19 protein-coding genes are annotated in these 18,374 nt (G+C 40.8%); 12 read left to right on the forward strand and 7 right to left on the reverse strand.

Annotation, left to right across the window (positions count from 1 at the left end; translation table 11 throughout):
- Window positions 1-292: 292 nt before the first annotated feature.
- From BV375_RS26180 to BV375_RS26205, 6 genes are all read left to right on the forward strand, one after another.
- Window positions 293-397 (forward strand): PetM family cytochrome b6-f complex subunit 7, encoded by a 105-nt coding sequence (locus BV375_RS26180; protein ID WP_086765898.1) that lies wholly within the window; start codon window positions 293-295, stop codon window positions 395-397.
- A gap of 191 nt (window positions 398-588) precedes the next feature.
- Window positions 589-1,608: an SDR family oxidoreductase gene (locus BV375_RS26185; protein WP_086765900.1), complete on the forward strand. Its 1,020-nt coding sequence runs from the start codon at window positions 589-591 to the stop codon at window positions 1,606-1,608.
- A gap of 103 nt (window positions 1,609-1,711) precedes the next feature.
- Window positions 1,712-2,629, forward strand: coding sequence for an NAD(+) kinase (locus BV375_RS26190; protein ID WP_086765902.1), 918 nt, complete (start codon window positions 1,712-1,714; stop codon window positions 2,627-2,629).
- A gap of 387 nt (window positions 2,630-3,016) precedes the next feature.
- On the forward strand, window positions 3,017-3,703 hold the full coding sequence (gene nblR, locus BV375_RS26195) for a response regulator transcription factor NblR (RefSeq protein ID WP_086765904.1): 687 nt from the start codon (window positions 3,017-3,019) through the stop codon (window positions 3,701-3,703).
- A gap of 269 nt (window positions 3,704-3,972) precedes the next feature.
- Entirely contained in the window at window positions 3,973-4,482 is a 510-nt protein-coding gene (locus tag BV375_RS26200; protein WP_086765906.1) for a DUF192 domain-containing protein, read from the forward strand.
- Between the two features lie 512 nt (window positions 4,483-4,994).
- Entirely contained in the window at window positions 4,995-5,222 is a 228-nt protein-coding gene (locus tag BV375_RS26205; RefSeq protein ID WP_086685427.1) for a DUF2949 domain-containing protein, read from the forward strand.
- Window positions 5,223-5,614: 392 nt separating this feature from the next.
- On the opposite strand, the gene BV375_RS26210 is transcribed toward BV375_RS26205, so the two are convergent.
- From BV375_RS26210 to lpdA, 3 genes are all read right to left on the reverse strand, one after another.
- Window positions 5,615-5,863, reverse strand: coding sequence for a DUF5340 domain-containing protein (locus tag BV375_RS26210; protein ID WP_086765908.1), 249 nt, complete (start codon window positions 5,861-5,863; stop codon window positions 5,615-5,617).
- Window positions 5,864-5,975: 112 nt separating this feature from the next.
- A complete protein-coding gene (gene trpC, locus BV375_RS26215) occupies window positions 5,976-6,866 on the reverse strand; it encodes an indole-3-glycerol phosphate synthase TrpC (RefSeq protein WP_086765910.1) in 891 nt (296 codons plus the stop codon).
- A 110-nt stretch (window positions 6,867-6,976) separates the two neighbouring features.
- Window positions 6,977-8,407, reverse strand: coding sequence for a dihydrolipoyl dehydrogenase (gene lpdA / locus BV375_RS26220; RefSeq protein WP_086765912.1), 1,431 nt, complete (start codon window positions 8,405-8,407; stop codon window positions 6,977-6,979).
- Between the two features lie 348 nt (window positions 8,408-8,755).
- Between lpdA and BV375_RS26225 the strand changes: the two genes are divergently transcribed.
- The 4 genes from BV375_RS26225 to BV375_RS26240 all read left to right on the forward strand — a co-directional run bounded on the left by BV375_RS26225 (window position 8,756) and on the right by BV375_RS26240 (window position 12,752).
- A complete protein-coding gene (locus tag BV375_RS26225) occupies window positions 8,756-10,531 on the forward strand; it encodes an SWIM zinc finger family protein (RefSeq protein ID WP_143842220.1) in 1,776 nt (591 codons plus the stop codon).
- Window positions 10,532-10,809: 278 nt separating this feature from the next.
- Window positions 10,810-11,157 carry a DUF952 domain-containing protein gene (locus BV375_RS26230; protein ID WP_208099193.1) on the forward strand — a complete coding sequence of 116 codons (348 nt, stop codon included), beginning with the start codon at window positions 10,810-10,812 and terminating at the stop codon, window positions 11,155-11,157.
- A 36-nt stretch (window positions 11,158-11,193) separates the two neighbouring features.
- Window positions 11,194-11,382: a DUF4089 domain-containing protein gene (locus BV375_RS26235; RefSeq protein WP_086765918.1), complete on the forward strand. Its 189-nt coding sequence runs from the start codon at window positions 11,194-11,196 to the stop codon at window positions 11,380-11,382.
- Window positions 11,379-12,752 (forward strand): AtzE family amidohydrolase, encoded by a 1,374-nt coding sequence (locus BV375_RS26240; RefSeq protein WP_086765920.1) that lies wholly within the window; start codon window positions 11,379-11,381, stop codon window positions 12,750-12,752. The genes BV375_RS26235 and BV375_RS26240 overlap by 4 nt, the downstream gene beginning before the upstream one ends.
- A gap of 403 nt (window positions 12,753-13,155) precedes the next feature.
- Here BV375_RS26240 and BV375_RS26245 read toward each other — a convergent pair whose 3' ends face one another.
- The 3 genes from BV375_RS26245 to BV375_RS26255 form a co-directional block, all read right to left on the reverse strand.
- Complete coding sequence (locus tag BV375_RS26245; RefSeq protein WP_086765923.1) at window positions 13,156-14,172, reverse strand: alpha/beta hydrolase; 1,017 nt, start codon at window positions 14,170-14,172, stop codon at window positions 13,156-13,158.
- Window positions 14,173-14,323: 151 nt separating this feature from the next.
- The gene (locus BV375_RS26250) at window positions 14,324-14,830 is read right to left on the reverse strand and encodes an N-acetyltransferase (protein ID WP_086765925.1); all 507 of its coding nucleotides are present in this window, start codon (window positions 14,828-14,830) and stop codon (window positions 14,324-14,326) included.
- Entirely contained in the window at window positions 14,827-15,339 is a 513-nt protein-coding gene (locus tag BV375_RS26255) for a GNAT family N-acetyltransferase (protein ID WP_086765927.1), read from the reverse strand. The genes BV375_RS26250 and BV375_RS26255 overlap by 4 nt, the downstream gene beginning before the upstream one ends.
- A 37-nt stretch (window positions 15,340-15,376) precedes the next feature.
- On the opposite strand from BV375_RS26255, the gene BV375_RS26260 reads away from it, so the two are divergent.
- Entirely contained in the window at window positions 15,377-16,294 is a 918-nt protein-coding gene (locus BV375_RS26260; RefSeq protein WP_086765929.1) for a 2-oxoglutarate and iron-dependent oxygenase domain-containing protein, read from the forward strand.
- Window positions 16,294-17,439, forward strand: a complete 1,146-nt coding sequence (locus tag BV375_RS26265) for an FAD-binding oxidoreductase (RefSeq protein WP_086765931.1) — start codon at window positions 16,294-16,296, stop codon at window positions 17,437-17,439. The genes BV375_RS26260 and BV375_RS26265 overlap by 1 nt, the downstream gene beginning before the upstream one ends.
- Window positions 17,440-17,495: 56 nt before the next feature.
- Here the strand turns inward: BV375_RS26265 and BV375_RS26270 are convergent, their stop codons facing one another.
- The gene (locus tag BV375_RS26270) at window positions 17,496-18,053 is read right to left on the reverse strand and encodes a hypothetical protein (RefSeq protein WP_086765933.1); all 558 of its coding nucleotides are present in this window, start codon (window positions 18,051-18,053) and stop codon (window positions 17,496-17,498) included.
- Between the last annotated feature and the right edge of the window lie 321 nt (window positions 18,054-18,374).

Genomic DNA, 18,374 nt, shown 5'->3' on the forward strand with positions numbered 1-18,374 from the left:
CTGGTTTAAAATTATTTACACTGGTCTAATACAAAAGTGGCTGCTAAGAAGCTCCTAGTAGTCCTAGTTTACCTGAACTGCCTCAGGCACTTGGTGAACGTACAACTAAAATACCTGGGTTTTCGGATTGGCAAAATGAGATTAGAGCAGTAAAGTCTAGTCTAAATTAAGCAGATCAAAAAAACAGGCAAGCTAAAGGGTGACCTTTAGAATCCGCCGTTAGCCACCAAATGCAAACAGGTTTAGCGGCGATAAGTATCAAGTAAACCATTCGCTAAGGAGAATCACACCAATGGGCGGCGAAATTTTGAATGCAGCTCTGTTGTCCTTCGGTTTAATCTTCGTGGGTTGGGCCATAGGTGCTTTGTTACTGAAAATTCAGGGTGCAGAAGAATAAATCTTCAAAGCAACCGATTTTCAGAAGCCAAAGGCTTTCGTCTCTCTAAAGAAATAGCTTGTCCGGTTTTCGGACAACGCTTTTTTTCCAAGTTATCTTGGATTAATTCTGAAAATAAATGTAAACTTTTGTTTAGTTGGCTATTCTGTTAAAATTCTTTTCATATAAATTTAAAAATTGTTACAACCCTCATGACATTATTAATCGTCGGTGCCACTGGCACCTTAGGAAGACAAGTGGCTCGTCGTGCTATCGATGAGGGGTATAAGGTACGCTGTCTTGTCCGGAGTACCAAAAAAGCTGCTTTTCTTAAAGAGTGGGGTGCAGAACTAGTATCAGGAGATTTATGTTACCCACAAACCCTTCCAAGAGCGCTGGAAGGTGTAACCGCAATTATTGATGCAGCAACATCTCGTCCAACAGATTCGCTAAGTATCAAACAGGTGGACTGGGATGGCAAGGTAGCATTAATCCAAGCGGCGAAGGCTGCTGGTGTAGAACGTTTTATTTTCTTTTCAATACTGGAAGCTGATAAGTACCCAGAAGTACCCTTGATGGAAATTAAGCGGTGTACAGAACTGTTTCTAGCTGAATCTGGCTTGAATTACACCATCTTACGCCTAGCTGGCTTTATGCAAGGGTTAATCGGTCAATACGGAATTCCGATTTTGGAAAACCAGCCGGTTTGGGTGACTGGTGAGTCTTCTCCTGTTGCCTACATGGATACTCTGGATATTGCTAAGTTTGCGATTCGGGCCTTGAGTGTACCAGAAACAGAAAAACAATCCTTCCCAGTAGTGGGTACTCGTGCTTGGAGTGCAGAGGACATCATTAGTGTGTGCGAACGTCTATCCGGAAAAGACGCCAGAGTCACCCGTATGCCGATCAACTTACTGCGTACCGTGCGGGGTTTTCTCAGGTTTTTCCAGTGGGGATGGAATGTAGCAGACAGACTAGCATTTACAGAAGTCCTAGCTAGTGGTAAACCTCTGAATGCCTCAATGGATGGGGTATACCAAGTCTTTGGGATAGATCCACAACAAACCACCACCCTAGAAAGCTACCTGCAAGAGTACTTCAGCCGAATTATGAAAAAACTTAAAGAGCTAGACTACGAGAAAAATAAAACCAAAAAGCAGAAATCTAAAAAAACACCTTTTAAACAACCTTCAAAAATTAATAGTCAAGAATCAAGAGTCAATGGTCAATAGTCATCAGACTGTGGACTTTTGACTTTAAACACATGACTACGTTGTCAAAAATGTGTAAGGATTAGCATAATACAGAGCGTCGCCTAAACTTGGATATTTGAATGTGCCGAAAGCAGGCATTATCTACAATGACCTTAAACCGATAGCGACTCGCATCGCTATCGAACTAAAAGACAAGCTAACCGCTGCCGGTTGGAATGTATGCATCACAACTAGTATCGGTGGCATACTTGGCTACTCTAATCCAGAAAGTCCCGTATGCCACACCCCAATTGATGGTCTGACGCCACCTGGGTTTGAATCAGACATGGAATTTGCCGTGGTATTAGGGGGAGACGGCACTGTTTTGGCAGCGTCTCGTCAGGTAGCCCCCTACGGTATTCCACTATTAACAGTGAATACTGGTCACATGGGGTTTTTGACGGAAGCTTACCTAAATCAACTGCCCCAAGCTATGGAACAGGTGATGACGGGTGACTATGAAATTGAAGAACGAGCCATGCTTACCGTCAAAGTGCTGCGTGGAGAATCAGTACTTTGGGAAGCACTATGTCTCAATGAAATGGTACTGCACCGGGAACCATTGACCTCTATGTGCCATTTTGAAATTGCTGTAGGGCGTCACGCGCCAGTTGATATAGCGGCGGATGGTGTGATTGTTTCCACACCAACTGGTTCAACAGCTTATTCTTTGAGTGCTGGCGGTCCAGTAGTTATCCCAGGTGTACCCGCATTACAACTAGTGCCCATTTGTCCCCATTCCTTAGCTTCCAGGGCATTAGTATTTCCAGATACAGAACCAGTCAACATCTACCCAGTTAATATTCCTCGGTTAGTAATGGTCGTAGATGGCAATGGGGGGTGTTATGTTCTACCAGAGGATCGGGTACATTTAGAGCGATCGCAATATAGTGCCCGGTTTATTCGTCTGCAACCACCAGAATTTTTTCGGATTTTGCGAGAAAAATTAGGCTGGGGTCTGCCACATATTGCCAAACCCACTTCTGTAGAATTACCTTAGACAGTCATTAGTTATTGGTCATTGATCATTAGTTCAGAACTCTGGACTAAACCCTTACAGCCTGATCTTGTGACTTTTGCCTTTTGCTTTTTTGGGTAATTTCCTTCCAGAATTGCTGGTGTGGTCATAGTATTTGGAACTAGTGGTTAAAATTGCATCTGCTTAATTTGATGGGTAATACCTGTAAGTGCTAAAACATCTGAAACGGCATATCATACCAAGTTACAGTCAGATACATAACTGATCTTCATTCTGAGCGCAGCCTTGCCTAGAATGGTAACTTTTGGGATAAAGTCAGGATTCAACATCAAAAACTTGTAAATTACATCTCTAGTTTATGTACGTTAGTACAATCCAAACTACTGCACTTAACATCGCAATATTGATATGACAGTTGCTCACAGTCCTTGTGTTTTGGTAATTGAAACCGATGAAAGCTTAGCCAGTCAGCTTTCTTTTGATTTGCAAGAGGCTGGCTATGACTCGATTTTGGCTCATGATGCCATCAGCGGTTTACAATACAGTCGCGATCGCCAACCAGCTTTAATTGTTCTAGACAGGATGCTGGCAGGCGAATCAGGACTCTCATTGTGCAAAAATCTTAGAAACGCTGGTATGCGCTCTCCTGTACTAGTGTTGATGGCACGGGATACAGTTGATGATCGGGTAGCTTGTCTAGAAGCTGGAGCCGATGACTACATTCTTAAGCCTTATCGCTCAGAAGACTTTTTAAAGTTGATTCGTCTCTACTTAAAACCCGATATCGACACCACAGAACAGTTACGTTTTGGAGATTTAGTCTTAGACATAGCAACTCGTCGTGCTATACATAACGGACGGATAATTGACTTAACCATGAAAGAATTTGAACTTTTAAAATTCTTGATGGAACATCCTCGTGAAGTGTTAACCCGCGAACAAATTCTCGAAAATGTGTGGGGTTACGACTTTATGGGTGAATCAAATGTGATTGAAGTGTACATTCGTTACTTACGCTTAAAAATCGAAGATGAAGGACAAAAGCGTCTCATTCAAACAGTCAGAGGAGTAGGGTACGTTTTAAGAGAATCTTAAAAGCCAATGGCAGGAGTAACAAAGACTACAGAGCAATTATTCGGCAATCCCACCCCTAAAAAGGTGGGATTCTTGATTGAACGAGTATATTGTGACAGTTGAGTGCAATATAACTTGGAGTTGAAAAAGCCTGAACAGTTAAGGAGTAAGAGTTTGGTTCGTTGTTAAAAGTTTTATGTACTTTATTCCAGCAAATCTGCTATAAATTGTGAGCTTTCTTGCTTAATATTTTGTAAAATCGAAATCTCAATTACAAAATTGGTACTTTTATGTTGCGTGGACTTAGTTTGTTTTCAATATTGCTGAGTGTTTTGCTGATGGGCTGTTCTCCACCGACTACAGCTAAACCTCCTACGGCCACATCTGATTCTCAAGCTCAAGCACCAGTATCAGCTGGTCAAAAACTACCGATTTCTGCCGAAGCTATTGTTCCTAATGGCACTAAAGTACAGTTGGAAGTGGCACAAACCCCGAAACAGCAGGAAATAGGTTTGATGTATCGGACATCCTTGCCAGATAACCAAGGGATGTTGTTTAAGTTTCCTTCAGCACAACCAGTTAGGTTTTGGATGAAGAATACGCTCATCCCGCTAGATATAGTCTTTATGCAAAATGGGGTTGTCAAGTATATCCAAACTTCTACTCCTCCCTGCACGAAGGAACCTTGCCCTACATACGGTCCCAGCACACTTATTGATACAGTAATTGAACTGCGATCTGGACGAGCTACTGAATTAAAGTTAAAGGTTGGGGATAGTATCAAAATTAATGTCTTATAATCAGGATATTTACTTAGAAATAAAAGTTTTTAGTCCTTTTTTTAACCGATTGAAAAATCTAAATAAATAATGTAGATGTAAAAAAAATATCACGTAATCTGGTATAATATGCGATCACAAAGCGATTATTGAATAGATTGCCAATTATTGGAAGCTCTTCTTTCCCCACGGTAGAATCAGAGCTTTAAGGTTTATCCCTCAAAGATCTTCCTTTTGGCGTACGTGTAAATAGTCGCTAATAAGAGACTATAAGCTAAGGAATATTTGTTACCACATGTCTAATTAAATAATTTACTACCTTTACTAAAAATGAAACCAATTTGACCTGAGAAAAGTGCTGCTGGAGCATTTATCAGGCAATTAGCTCGAGAGTTGAACTTTTCCTCTTCTCTCAATCAGAGCAATTTCTTTAAGGTAAATTTAGACAAAATTTGCTGTGGTATTTAAGTATTAATGCCATAGTGACAGATAAGATACTGGCTAATGGCTACTGAGAAATGGCGAACTGATATATGACAATACACTCTGCACAAGGAGGTGAGATACAAATGTCACCATCAAAGTATTCTCGGCTGATTCATTTTTTGCAAGAAGATTTGGCAATTTCTACAGCTTCTTTGTCCGTGGCGTTGCGGCATAGAGAGCAAGATCCAGGCCCTTTACCTATGATACTTTGGCAGTATGGTTTGATTACTCTCGATCAGCTAGAGCAAATTTATGATTGGCTGGAGACGGCATAGATATGAATAGCTCATGTAGGAGAATCGAGGTATGTCAAATCAATTATGCCGATCGCAAAGGCTAATAGAGAAGGAAACAAACTTTTACCCTAACTATTTGTTTACTTTGAAACTAAAAGAGCGAGTTGAATATTTAACTCGCTCTTTTGATTTAGTTATGAGTGGTAAGTGCTGCCAAGACAGAACAATCCTCATCACGTATAGTAATTTTAGATTTTAAATTTTGGAATTTGGATTGTGAAAGAGTTAGTGGATAAGCTTTTGAGCCATCAATTTGTCACAATGAAAAATGACTGCAACTAAGGCTTGAGCCTTGCGATTGGAAACAGTTAAGTATGGTTTTTTGGGGAGTAAAGAGGAGTGAACCTCTTTCCTCACCTGCTCAAGAGTTGCTATTCAGGAGCAACAGCTTTTTCCGCATGATGGTTGATTGACCAACGATGATCAATCGCTACAGAGGAAAACTGGCAAATTTCTTCCAGGTGCTTTTGTTGGACAGCTGCTTTACGCAGAGTAATAATTAGCTGATTCACCTGATGCCGCAAATCCGGATTTTGACTTACTGCTGACATCGTTTGTCTTTCTAAAAGTTGCAGTATAAGTTCGTAGTGGATAGGTGAGGGCAGAGGAATTTGCTCCATGAAATTGATTGGTTTTTTAAATAAGGGATTTTTGGATAAGCCAAGGTTTTTTGTTACTAACTAAATTGTTACATAGGCAACTAGTATTTGCTGAAGCCTTAGATAGGTTAGGCTATAAAAATTTAGCAAAGAGATTGGCAATTGCTAACTCTGGATCTGATTGTTTTACTAAAGACTCACCAATAAGCACAGCAGATGCGCCAGCTGTTGATACTAAACTTAAATCATCTGCTTTATGTAATCCTGACTCGCTGACAACCAAGATGTTCCGTTCTTGCAACTGCTGACCTCTTGTTGCCAGTAGTTGACAAGTTGTTTGCAAGTCTACAGAAAAATTTTCTAAATTGCGATTGTTAATTCCTATTAAAGTGACGCCATCTAAGGCTAACACACGGTCAAGTTCTGCCAAACTATGAACTTCAATTAAAGCTGCCATGTTGAGAGAATTGGCAATTTTAACGAAGTACTGCAAATCTCGATCGCTGAGTATTGCGGCAATCAATAAAACTGCATCTGCCCCCCGAATGCGTGCTAAGTACATCTGATAAGGATAAATGATAAAATCTTTACACAGCAAGGGTAAATCTACTACACCTCGAACCTTGGCTAAATTGTCAAAGCTGCCTTGAAAGAATTTCTCATCTGTTAGTACAGAAAGACAACTAGCACCGCCTTGTTGATAAGAAAGAGCGATCGCAGCTGGGTCAAAATTTTCCCTTAAAACGCCTTTACTAGGTGAAGCTTTTTTAACTTCCGCAATTAACGCTGGTTTTGTCTTACCTTGTCGTAGCGCCCCAACAAAATCACGAGTTGGCGATGCGGTAAGTGCCTGCTTTTGCAATTCTCGCAAAGGCACTCTTTCGCGCATTTGGTCAACTTCTATTTCTTTATGCCAGACAATTTCCTCCAAAATGTTATTTGGTTCTGCACCTGGCACAGCGACCTGATAACTTAAATAAGAAACAGCAATAGGTGTACTAGGCGAACGGCGACGGATTTGCATATTTGTCCAGAGTCAAGGGTCATTGGTCAGTGGTCATTAGTTATTAGTCATTGGTCATTAGTCCTTATTGATTAACCAAGGACTAATGACCAATAACAAAGGACAAACGACTAATGAGCGATCGCTCTTTTATAAGCTTCGTCCAGCACTTCTGAAAGTGTAGGATGGGCGTGTACTAAATGAGCGAGGGTATTTACAGATTGGCGGTTAGCAACGGCTGCTGAGGCTTCGTGGATGATATCTGAGGCGTGTAGTCCAAAGATATGAACGCCTAAGACTTCGCCTGTATCTTTGCGATACACTACCTTGGCGATGCCGTCTGCTTCATTTTCTGCCAAGGCTTTAGAATTACCTTTGAAGTAACTCTTACTGGTAGCTACTTCAAAGCCCTCAGCTTGACCTAATTCCTTGGCTGCTGTTTCTGTTAAGCCTACATAGCTAACTTCTGGGTGGGTAAAAGCTGCTGCGGGGATGCTGCGATAATCTACTTGCCGTGGGCGTCCAATGATATTTTCTACTGCGACAATGCCTTGAGCAGAAGCGGCGTGGGCCAACATCATTTTGCCATTAGCATCACCAATCGCCCACAGATGAGGCACTACTTCCCCAGATGATAATACCGCCATGCGGTCATCGACGGGAATAAAATTTCTGCGGTCGAGTTCCACATCTACAGACTCCAAACCGAGATTTTTTGTGGCTGGAATGCGTCCGGTAGCTACTAGACAAGCATCCACCTCAATGACATCTAAATCTTCTTTGGTTTTGAAATCTGCTAACTCAATCACCACAGGAGAACCAGGAATGACCTTTTTGGCGTATATCCCCACTTTCGTTTCGATATCGCGGGGAGTAATCAGCACCCGCTCGGCAAGTTTGGCAATATCGCGGTCAAATCCCGGCATTAGCTGATCTAGGGCTTCAATCATCGTGATTTCACTGCCCAAAGCCGAGTAAATATCGGAAAATTCCAAACCAATGTAGCCACTGCCAATAATTGCCACCCAATTTGGTAGCGATTCTAACTTCACACCTTGGTCACTAGTAAAGACAGTTTTGCCATCTACTTCAATGCCTGGAGGAACAAAAGGCACTGAACCTGGGGAAAGGATGATGTCTTTCGCTGTAATGGTTTTTTCGCCACCATCCCCAGTAATACTGACTTTTTGCGTACCAGCTAGTTTTCCCCAACCCTTAATGATATCAACTCCCAGACGCTTGAGGCTGTTGGTTAAATCGCCTTGGATTTTCGCCACAAGATTGGTAGCATGGTTGGCGATCGCCTGCCGATCAAACTCCACACTGCCAACTTGAATTCCCAACGACTTGAGGTGGTGGGCATTACGTAAGTCCCGCACACGTCCCGATGCCGCCAACAGGGCTTTTGAGGGAATACAGCCCCGATTGACACAGGTTCCCCCCATGTCAGCTGCTTCAATAATCGCTGTTTTCAGACCGCAACTTACGGCGTGTAGGGCTGCTCCATGTCCACCTACACCAGCGCCTATAATCACTAAATCGTAATCGAATCCCTGACTCACGTTAGTTTCCCCGTGTGCTCCGCCTATTTATTCTCGACTTGACTAGCAATCAGTGCAACCCCCCTTGAGGTTCGGGAGTTACTAATTCCAATTTATGATTTACGCTAGCAGGCAAAGGGACTGAATATCTTCAGTATCATAATCAAACTTATATACTCGCTGTATTTTATACTTAGATTGGTCAACTGCTATGCTTTGAATTAAAAATAAGCAAGGTCAGTAAATTATTTTCCTTGTCCTCCTTTTCTCCATTGCCCAACCGTTGAGTTTCTTTGCAACGTGTTAATTACATAGCCAAGCAAGGTTTAAAATCTTGGCACGCACAGGATTTCTGAAAGCGATCGCTCGATGTTAATTCCCAAGTTAAGTGAATTTACTATCCGCCGAAATGCCAACGCCAAATCTTTTCAACGAGGTGAGGCATATTATGAGGCGGATGCTGTGATATCCCTCACCCAACGAGGTAATCTACTTCAGGCAGAAGTAGAAGGGAATCAATCTCATCCCTATCAAGTTAGCCTCAGTTTTAATAGTGAGGGATTAACCTCAGTCAAATGCACTTGTCCTTATGATGCCGATGGCTGGTGTAAGCATATTGTGGCAACTATGCTCGTCTGTATGCGTCAGCCAGAAAGCATAGAGGAACGTCCTACTTTACAACAACTCCTGGATTACCTGGATGAGCGACAAACTCAAAAGTTAATACAACAATTGGTAGCAGAATATCCCAGATTGATAGAAGCTATTGATCGCCATGTTAACTGGATTACAACTCCTCCTATCGAACAGCAAACTGGAAAATCTGTATGTCGTCATACTATCGATTCCAAGCCTTTTAAGCAAAAAGTACGCCTGATTCTCCGAGATGCAGTACGTGCTTGGGAAGATGGTTACGATGATGACCCCATCAGCGAGGAATTGCTCAGTGTAGTGCAAACCGCCATAGATTTTAGCGAACGGGGGGATGGTAATAATGCGATCGCTATTTTAGAAGCGATTACTTCTAGTTGTGTAGAAAACTGGGATGATGTGGCAGATTATGGTGCTGATAACTATGAGATTGTCCAAGAATTGAATGAGGCTTGGTGTGAAGCAATTCTCACTGCTGAACTTACCCCAGAAGAAAAAGTTGATATCCAAGTCAATTTGGAAGCATGGCAGGATGAATGGAATGCTGACTTTGACTTAGCTTCCGAAGCTTTGCGCCAAGGTTGGGAATATCAGCCTCTAGTAGAAGTGCTTCAGGGTAACATCCCGGAAAGGGGAGTGTGGGAAGGAGAAATACCAGACTACGCCGATGATTTGGCATTGATTCGCCTAAAAATTTTGGAACGTCAGGAACGTTACCAAGAATACCTGTACTTGGCAGATGCTGAAGGACAAACCGAACAATATCTGACAATGCTGGGGCGTTTAGGCAGAATAGACGAAGCAATAACAGCCGCTCAAGCTCAGATGGACACAATGGAAGAAGCCTTTGCTCTTGCAAAAACCTTTGGGCAGCAGGATTCATTGTCGGAAGCGCTAGATATTGCCCAAATTGGCTTAAATTTACCAGGAAATTGTCAGTATGAATTGGGTATTTGGACAAGTGATTTAGCTCAGGAGTTAGGAAATGGGGAAGCGGCTTTATCGGCACTCAAGGCTGCTTTCCAAGTCAAACCTTCCTTTGTTGATTACCAAAAGATGGCAGAATTAGCAGGGGAAAACTGGGCAAATATTAAAACAGATCTTCTGCAAATTATCCGTACCTCTGGCGGTTGGGAAACAGAATCAGCCAAGGTAGATATTTTCTTACATGAGGGCTTAATTGACGATGCGATCGCAATTGTGAATGAACTGCGTTCCTACAATTGTGAGTTCATTTATCGAGTCATGGATGCTGCAATATCTCACAATCCTGACTGGGTGATTGCTAATGCTTGTCACCGCGCCGAGTCGATTATGGATGCAGGTAAGGCAGAATACTATGATGAGGCAGTTCAATGGTTAAAAAAGGCACGCGCCGCCTACTTGGGATCTGGGAGAAAAGCTGATTGGGCTAGTTATAAAGCCAAGTTAATGCAGGAGCATGGGCGTAAGCGTAAATTGATGGGATTATTCAAGCAACAAGGTATGGAGTGAACATATTTATTAATAAATATAATCACTTAATAAACCACATCTATTTTGAGAACCATAGTTTTAAAAGTAGTGGGAACATCTTGCTCCCTGCTCTTCGTAGCGGACATCTTGCCCGCACTACTCCAGGTTTCAAAATGGACGAGTTTTAGATAGGTATTTAAAGTTATTCATACTTGCACTCTGGTGATATATCAAAACTTCTTTCAATCTTTTGAAAGGTTCGTTATTATATTTCCCATAAATTTGATCAATATTAACAAATGATAAAATTTCATAAGCTGAAGCATATCTTCCACATTACGCAAGCGGAACAATGGGAAAAAGCAAAAATTCTCGGCAGCTATTGCGCTGGTTCACTGGATACTGAGGGTTTTATTCACTGTTCGGAAGCTAGCCAAATAATTAAGGTTGCAAAACGATTTTTCTCTAATCAAAAGGGATTGGTAATACTATTTATTGATGCTGATAAAGTTAAAGCTGAAGTTCGTTATGAGGAGGCGGAAATAGGTGAGTTATTTCCTCATATTTATGGGGAGTTAAATATTGATGCTGTGTTTCAGGTGATTAATTTTGAATCTGGGGAAGATGGTTTGTTTGAGTTGCCACAAGAGGTTGTAGATTTATAATAACGAACCGCCAAGATGCAGAGAACGCCAAGAAAGATGGAAAGTCAAGAATTTAATGTGGGTGAGTATGTCGATCAAATATCGTTGTTGTTAGATTTGCAATTACGAGATGAGTATCGTGATGGAGTGGTGGCAAATTTTGAGAGAATTAAAGCGATCGCTCTCTTGGTAAATGAATTCTCCATACCAGAGGAGATTGAAGTTGCACCCATATTTGAACTATGAATGATGCTGTATCAATAGCCGCGGCTGTGCGTGAGGGTAAACTTAGCGCGGTGGAAGTGACTAAAGCTGCGTTAGCCAAAATTGCTGCACGGGATCGTGAACTGAATTGTTTTACGGCGGTGATTGCGGAAACGGCTTTAGCAGATGCAGCCAGAATTGACAGCGAAATTGCTCAAGGTAATCATCCTGGTGCGTTGGCTGGTGTGCCTTTTGCAGCGAAAAACCTTTACGATATCGCTGGTTTGACCACTCTAGCGGGTGCGAAAATTAATGCCGAAAATCCTCCAGCTACCCAAGATGCAACAGCAGTCGCCAAGTTGAAGCAGGCTGGTGCTGTTTTGGTTGGTGCGTTAAATATGGATGAGTACGCCTATGGGTTTGTGACGGAAAATGCCCATTATGGTGCTACTCACAACCCCCATGATTTACAGCGCGTGGCTGGTGGTTCATCTGGTGGTTCGGCGGCGGCGGTGGCGGCTGGTTTGGTGCCGTTAACGCTGGGATCTGATACTAATGGTTCGATTCGCGTTCCGGCTGCTTTTTGTGGAATTTTTGGTTTAAAACCCACTTATGGACGCTTATCTCGTGCTGGGGTAGCTTTATTTTCTAGCAGTTTTGACCATGTTGGCCCCTTTGCGCGTTCGGTGCGGGATATTGCGACAGCCTTTGATGTACTGCAAGGAGAAGACGATCGCGATCCGGTTTGTACAAAACGTCCTTCTGAATTATGTTTACCACAACTCAATCAAGATATCTCTGGGATCAGAATTGCGATTGCTGGCGATTATTTTGTCAAGGGTGCGGAACCGGAAGCTTTAGCAGCAGTAGAACGAGTTGCCCGTGCTTTAGATGTGAATGAGTACGTTACGATACCAGAGGCGCACCGCGCTAGGGCAGCAGCATTTATCATTACAGCCACTGAAGGGGCAAATCTGCATTTCGAGAAATTGCGATCGCGTCCCCAAGATTTTGATCATGCCACACGCGATCGCTTTTTAGCTGGGGCGTTAATTCCGAGTCAGTGGTACATACAAGCTCAAAGGTTTAGAAGATGGTATCGCGATCGCATCCGTGAAATCTTTCAAAATGTGGATATAATTCTTGCTCCCACTACACCAATTTCCGCCCCATTAATTGGTCAGCAATCTATGATTGTAGATGGACAAGAAATTCTAGTTCGTCCTCATCTAGGATTATTTACTCAACCATTATCTTTTATCGGTTTACCTGTATTCTCAGTGCCAATTCAGCGCCCAAATGTTTTACCTTTAGGCGTGCAATTAATAGCCGCACCTTACAATGAAGCGTTAATTTTAAAAGTTGCATCTGTCTTAGAAGCCAAAGGTGTAGTATCAGCACTCGTGGTTTAAGTAAGGTAGTAAGAAAAATTTAATATATATGAATAAATCTAAACTTAATGTAGGGATGTGACACAGCTAAATTAGTACATTAGCGAGAATAAAATGAACCACCGATGAACACCGATAATATGGATTTTTATAATACGCGATTTTAGTCGTGTCAGTCCAGTAGGGTGTGTTATGCCGAAGGATAATGCACCTTGAATTATCAATAGACTTCTTGTATAAATAAAATTTTTGAATATCGAACCACAGATAAACACAGATGCACACAGATAAATATCTGTGTTTATCGGTGTACCCTACGGGAAGCCACTTCGTGTCTACATCTGTGGTTTTTTAATTCAGATTTTTACAATAAGTCTAATGTTGCAGTACTCAAGAGCAATAACACATTCTACTCGCATGAATATTACCTAAATAAGGGTGAACAGTTATTGGCTGGAGAAAATTCTTTAGTATACTTCTTAGTTTGGTTAGTAACAGTCACATTTGTATCTAAACTATCACCTGTAGAATATATATAATTCAAAGCAAATTTGTCATTTAAAATAGTAGCACGCAAGAACAATCCACTCCAACGCCCAATAGTTTCTATTGATGTATTTTGGTCAAGTATTGGTACATTTTTATCTGCTTTTGCGCCTGTAGGATTGTTAGTATTTGTGATGCCATAGTGGTTCGCACCCAAAATATTAATTAATGTTTTGGGAGGATCTTGAATTTGTTCGTAAGTTGCCTGCGCTCTAAAAGGAAGAGCTATACTGTCAATGGTTCCCTGTAATAGAGCTACTTTAATGTTGGAATTATTGATAGGGATAAATTTTTGAGTAGTTTGATTGCGAAGATTTGCACCAAAAAATGCTCCTGCTAAGAGTTCTCTAGGACGGCTAAAGGAACCTTGACATAAAAAAGGTAAGCATAGGTTTGCAATAGCAGATAGTCCTACAGCACCTCCTAAAGAGTGACCAAGTAAGCCTAGTTTTTCTGTATTAATAATGTTAGTAACAGGCGAATTAGGGTTTTTATTTTCTAGCTTCATTTGTGCTAACACAGCTTCTATTTGTGAAGTATCAGCGAAAAGACCTGTACCAACTTTTGGGCGATTTACTTGATGGTTGGGAACAACTACGACAAATCCATAGCTAGCTACTATTCGGGCGAAATTTGAGTAATTGGATTTGTCTACATTTGCACCTTGTAATAACAAAGCAATAGGAAATGAGCGTTTACCTATTTTGTTACCTAATGATTTGGGAAAATAAATATCGGCTATATCATTATTTGCAGATATTTTTGTACTGTATGTATCGACATATTTAAATAGAGGCGCAGGATTGGATATTTCAGCTTTAGCTATTTTACCAATGCCGCCAATAATCAATACTGCACTAGTCGAGGCTAATGACAAAGCTTTTAAGATAGCCACAAAAAAAGCTCCTTAGCGTAACTATATTGAGTTATCTTTTGCAAAACTTAACTAAATAACAATATTGTATACAGGTTTTGTAACCAGATAATTCTAATATTTAACTCTTTCTTTGAATAATAAAATTGGTGACTGAACCGTCTAGGAATAATTACACTTTCTCAAAAGCTGGTGGATAAACAACTTTTCCCTTGTACCTTTCCTGATAACTTTGCAATGGCTTAACCATGAAAAACTCTTCTGGAACTGGGAAGGGAGACTCGATTTCGTAATTAACTGATGGCTCAAACCCAAAGCGACTATAGAATGGGGGATTGCCTAAAACTATAACTATAGCTTCTCCTCTCGTATCTGCTATTTCTAAACTAGCTTTTACTAGTGCGCTACCAATTCCCTGTCTTTGAAAACGTGGATGAACAGCCATAGGTGCTAAACCAAGTACTTGTAATGTTTCTTCACCTATCAGGTCAATGTAGCTGAATAAAATGTGACTAACCACTAAACCTTCAACTTCTGCAACTAAGGAAAGTTCTGGAATATAACGGTTAGAATTGCGAATTTCCTCAACTAACTTAGCCTCATTCTCTTGTCCAAAAGCTAGTACATTTACCTCAGCTATTGCTAGATAGTCTGCGATAGTTTCGCTACGGATATTCATGATGTTAAACTCAATTCCATAAAAACCCAGTTATTACGATATTCTAGAGGAATTTCAGTTTTTTCAAAATATGGTTCAATTTCATAAAAGCCCAGTGAACGATAAAGTGACAATGCTGCTGTGGTAAACGGTGCGGTATCTAATCTTAATTTTGCGTAACCAATGTGGCTAGCTTCATTGATAATAGCTATTAATAAAGACCGTCCTATGCCTTTTCTTTGAAACTCTGATCTGACATACATCCTTTTGACTTCGCCAATATTCTTACCAATGTTTCGCAAGCAAGCACAGCCGACTATTTTATTGTCGTACTCTCCCAGAAGTAAACGGCCTGATGGTGGCGCAAATTCTTCAAGTTGACTCATGTATTTTTCTAAGAACTGAGATACATCAAAACTAATACCTAATTCATGGGTAAATATTAAGTTAGACCAGTTACAATATTCTTCCCAAAGTTGATGTAAATGGGATTGATGTTTTTCAATCTCGAATTGGATAATTTTTAGCAAACTTTATCCCCCTGCTAAATCACAAACTAATCCTAAAATGGTTGCAATTCCGATAATTAATTTAGCTGCCTTCAGCCAGGATAATACAACAAAGTCAACTATAGTTAAAGAAATTTATCAAGCTTGCCATGAAATCGGCTTTATGTACTTGCAAAATTATGGAATATCACAAGGATTGATAGAGCAAGTATTCGCACAAAGTCAATCTTTCTTTAATTTACCTTTAGCTGTGAAGCAGCAGCTAGCTTGGAGTGATGAATTTAGTAATACAGGCTATGTTGGCATAGAAAGAGAACGCCTTGACCCTAACAAACCAGGAGATTTGAAAGAAGCCTTTAATATAGGCAAACAAGAAGATAGAGGGAAAGATTTACCTGAGTTATCTTTAAATGTCGCAGGTCAAAACCCTAGTTTTCTTACATTTTATGAAGCTTGTACAAAACTAGCTAATACAGTGCTACAAACTTTAGCTTTGGCGTTGGAATTACCAGAAGATTTTTTTACTTCCAAACACAATCACCAAAATCATACTCTGCGATCGCTCCACTATCCACCGTTACAAATAACGCCTCAACCCGGACAGATACGAGCTGGTGAGCATTCTGATTATGGCAGTATTACTTTACTGTTCCAAGATGACATTGGCGGGTTAGAAGTGCAAACTGCATCTGGAGAATGGATTGCAGCACCGTCGATTCCTGGTACGGTAGTAGTGAATACTGGCGATTTAATGCAGCGTTGGACAAATCATGTATTTTGCTCAACTAAGCATCGGGTAATGATTCCCAATGACAACAGGGTGAAACAGTCTCGTTATTCTGTGGCTTTTTTCTGTCATCCTAATGATGATATAGAAATTGCTTGTCTTGAAAGTTGCCGAAATCATCATTCCCCAATTTATCCTCCCATCCTTGCGGGAAAATATCTGTTGAGCCGTTTACAAGCAACATATTAATGAAGACTTACGACTGGATTGTTGTTGGTGGTGGAATTACAGGTGCTGCGCTTTCCTACGAATTAGCAAAGACAGGCTTTTCAGTACTGTTATTAGAGCAAGACGAAACATCACACAACGCAACTCGCTATAGTTATGGTGGGTTAGCTTATTGGTCAGGTACTACACCGCTAACTCGTCAACTCTTTGAAGAAGCGATCGCACGTTACCAAATCCTATCTCAAGAGTTAGACGCTGATATTGAATTTCGCGAATTGAATTTATTACTCACTATTCCAGCTGCTAGCGATCCCAAAGCAGTAGCAGCAAACTATGCTAATTTTGCTATTCCACCCCGATTACTCACTGTTAAAGAAGCTTGTGAATTAGAACCACTGCTAAATCGAGATGCGGTTTCAGGTGCTTTAACTGTGAAACACGGTCATATCCACCCAGAGAAAACAACACAAGCTTACATTCAGGCTTTTCTACGTTTTGGCGGCGAAATGCAGATATCCCAAGTGTTGCAAGTACTATCAAATGGTGTAAAAACTAATACTGCTACTTTCCATAGTGCTAACGTAGTTATTTGTGCAGGTGGACTCAGTCGCCAGCTATTAAAATCGGTTGGGATTCCCATCAAACTGTATTTCACCCATGCAGAAATCATTAAAACTCCACCTGTAGATGTGCGATTAAGTACCTTAGTTATGCCAGCCAATCTGCAACGGTTTCAACTAGAAGCTAAATCTACCCAAGTTGATGAGTTATGGGATGAACCAGGTAATCAGCCAGTACCGCCAATTTTAGATGCAGGTGCCGTTCAGTTTCAAGATGGTAGTTTGCGCTTGGGTCAAATTAGCCGCACACTTACAGATCCTCATGCGGAAGTAGACTCCCAAGAAAGTGAAAATTGGCTGCGAGAAAGTATTGGACAAGTTTTACCAGCATTAGCAAATTTACCAGGAACCTGGCATCATTGCTTAGTGGCTTTTAGTTCTAATAGCCTCCCTTTAATTGGTGCGATTCCAGAATTTGCAAGCATTCATATTTTTTCCGGGTTCAGTAATCCTTTAGTGCTTGTACCACCTTTAGCACAGCACTTTGCTAAATTTGTATCTGGCAAAGATGAAATCATCAGCCAGCTATTAAGCGATCGCACTTAATAAATACAGAATTTCACAAGTTCGTAGTGCGATCGCTCCCAGCATTGACGAATCCGTTATACAGTGCGAATATCAATTTTTATTGAGCTAAGTTTATCAAAAACCTGTTGAGTTCGATGAATAGGCCACCAATCGTAAAGAAAAATTTCCAATGGTCGCCACATTGCTACCCAACCAACAATCAAAAGCCCTTCTGTGAGAATGTTGGCAAATGTACCATCGCTAAACAAAGTAATTAGTTTGCTAATACTGGTACACAAGCCTAAAAACAAAAGACCAATTATCAATGAAATCCGACCTCGGCGGAGAGTCTGACGAAGTTCTCTGGCTGCATTATGCTTCCTGTAATCAAAATAGTTATGAATAGCTTCAGGTAGAATTTGTGTTTCTTGATCTCGACCCTGTTTGGGTAAGTAAAAAACTAGTTTTAAAGGAGTTTTCAGAGGAAATTCACTTACAGACTGGACAATGTAAGATTCAGCATCTTCATCAAGGTCTTTCTCTAAAAATGGTGATGGATCAAATGAGTTAAATATTTGACTCACATTACTGAGCCGAATTTCAATTAAGTATGTACCACCTTCATTTTTATAATAGGAATCTAATTCTTTCACATAAATACCTCCTAACAATTTATTTGTTTCGGTATTGAGATAAAGCTAGCAATTTTATAGGTGACAAAAAGAGCGAGCGCAATCTTTTTACTCTGTAAGCGCTAAAAGTGAGGCAGGATTTTTTAGCAAGTGCTTTCAAAATTGTCATTACCAACAAAATTGCTCACCTTAATCTTTAGGTTAGGCAAAAAATTTGAGGAACTTGTGAGAGTTGGGAAAAAAAGAGCGATCGCATCTCCTGCTACGAGATTATCTGTTAGCATTTAGGTAAGGATTCAGGTCTAATATTGTGGAAGCAAAGAAGGACAAGACAGACTATTA

Source organism: Nostoc sp. 106C (assembly GCF_002154725.1).
Classification (GTDB): domain Bacteria; phylum Cyanobacteriota; class Cyanobacteriia; order Cyanobacteriales; family Nostocaceae; genus Aulosira.

Bases quoted from the DNA above. Each gene is read 5' to 3' on its own strand.
- BV375_RS26185 (WP_086765900.1), top strand. From the start codon at position 589: ATGACATTATTAATCGTCGGTGCCACTGGCACCTTAGGAAGACAAGTG.
- BV375_RS26240 (WP_086765920.1), top strand. From the start codon at position 11,379: ATGAATGATGCTGTATCAATAGCCGCGGCTGTGCGTGAGGGTAAACTT.
- BV375_RS26200 (WP_086765906.1), top strand. From the start codon at position 3,973: ATGTTGCGTGGACTTAGTTTGTTTTCAATATTGCTGAGTGTTTTGCTG.
- BV375_RS26235 (WP_086765918.1), top strand. From the start codon at position 11,194: ATGGAAAGTCAAGAATTTAATGTGGGTGAGTATGTCGATCAAATATCG.
- BV375_RS26210 (WP_086765908.1), bottom strand. From the start codon at position 5,863: ATGGAGCAAATTCCTCTGCCCTCACCTATCCACTACGAACTTATACTG.
- BV375_RS26225 (WP_143842220.1), top strand. From the start codon at position 8,756: ATGTTAATTCCCAAGTTAAGTGAATTTACTATCCGCCGAAATGCCAAC.
- BV375_RS26260 (WP_086765929.1), top strand. From the start codon at position 15,377: ATGGTTGCAATTCCGATAATTAATTTAGCTGCCTTCAGCCAGGATAAT.
- trpC (WP_086765910.1), bottom strand. From the start codon at position 6,866: ATGCAAATCCGTCGCCGTTCGCCTAGTACACCTATTGCTGTTTCTTAT.
- nblR (WP_086765904.1), top strand. From the start codon at position 3,017: ATGACAGTTGCTCACAGTCCTTGTGTTTTGGTAATTGAAACCGATGAA.
- BV375_RS26205 (WP_086685427.1), top strand. From the start codon at position 4,995: ATGACAATACACTCTGCACAAGGAGGTGAGATACAAATGTCACCATCA.
- BV375_RS26265 (WP_086765931.1), top strand. From the start codon at position 16,294: ATGAAGACTTACGACTGGATTGTTGTTGGTGGTGGAATTACAGGTGCT.
- BV375_RS26180 (WP_086765898.1), top strand. From the start codon at position 293: ATGGGCGGCGAAATTTTGAATGCAGCTCTGTTGTCCTTCGGTTTAATC.
- BV375_RS26250 (WP_086765925.1), bottom strand. From the start codon at position 14,830: ATGAATATCCGTAGCGAAACTATCGCAGACTATCTAGCAATAGCTGAG.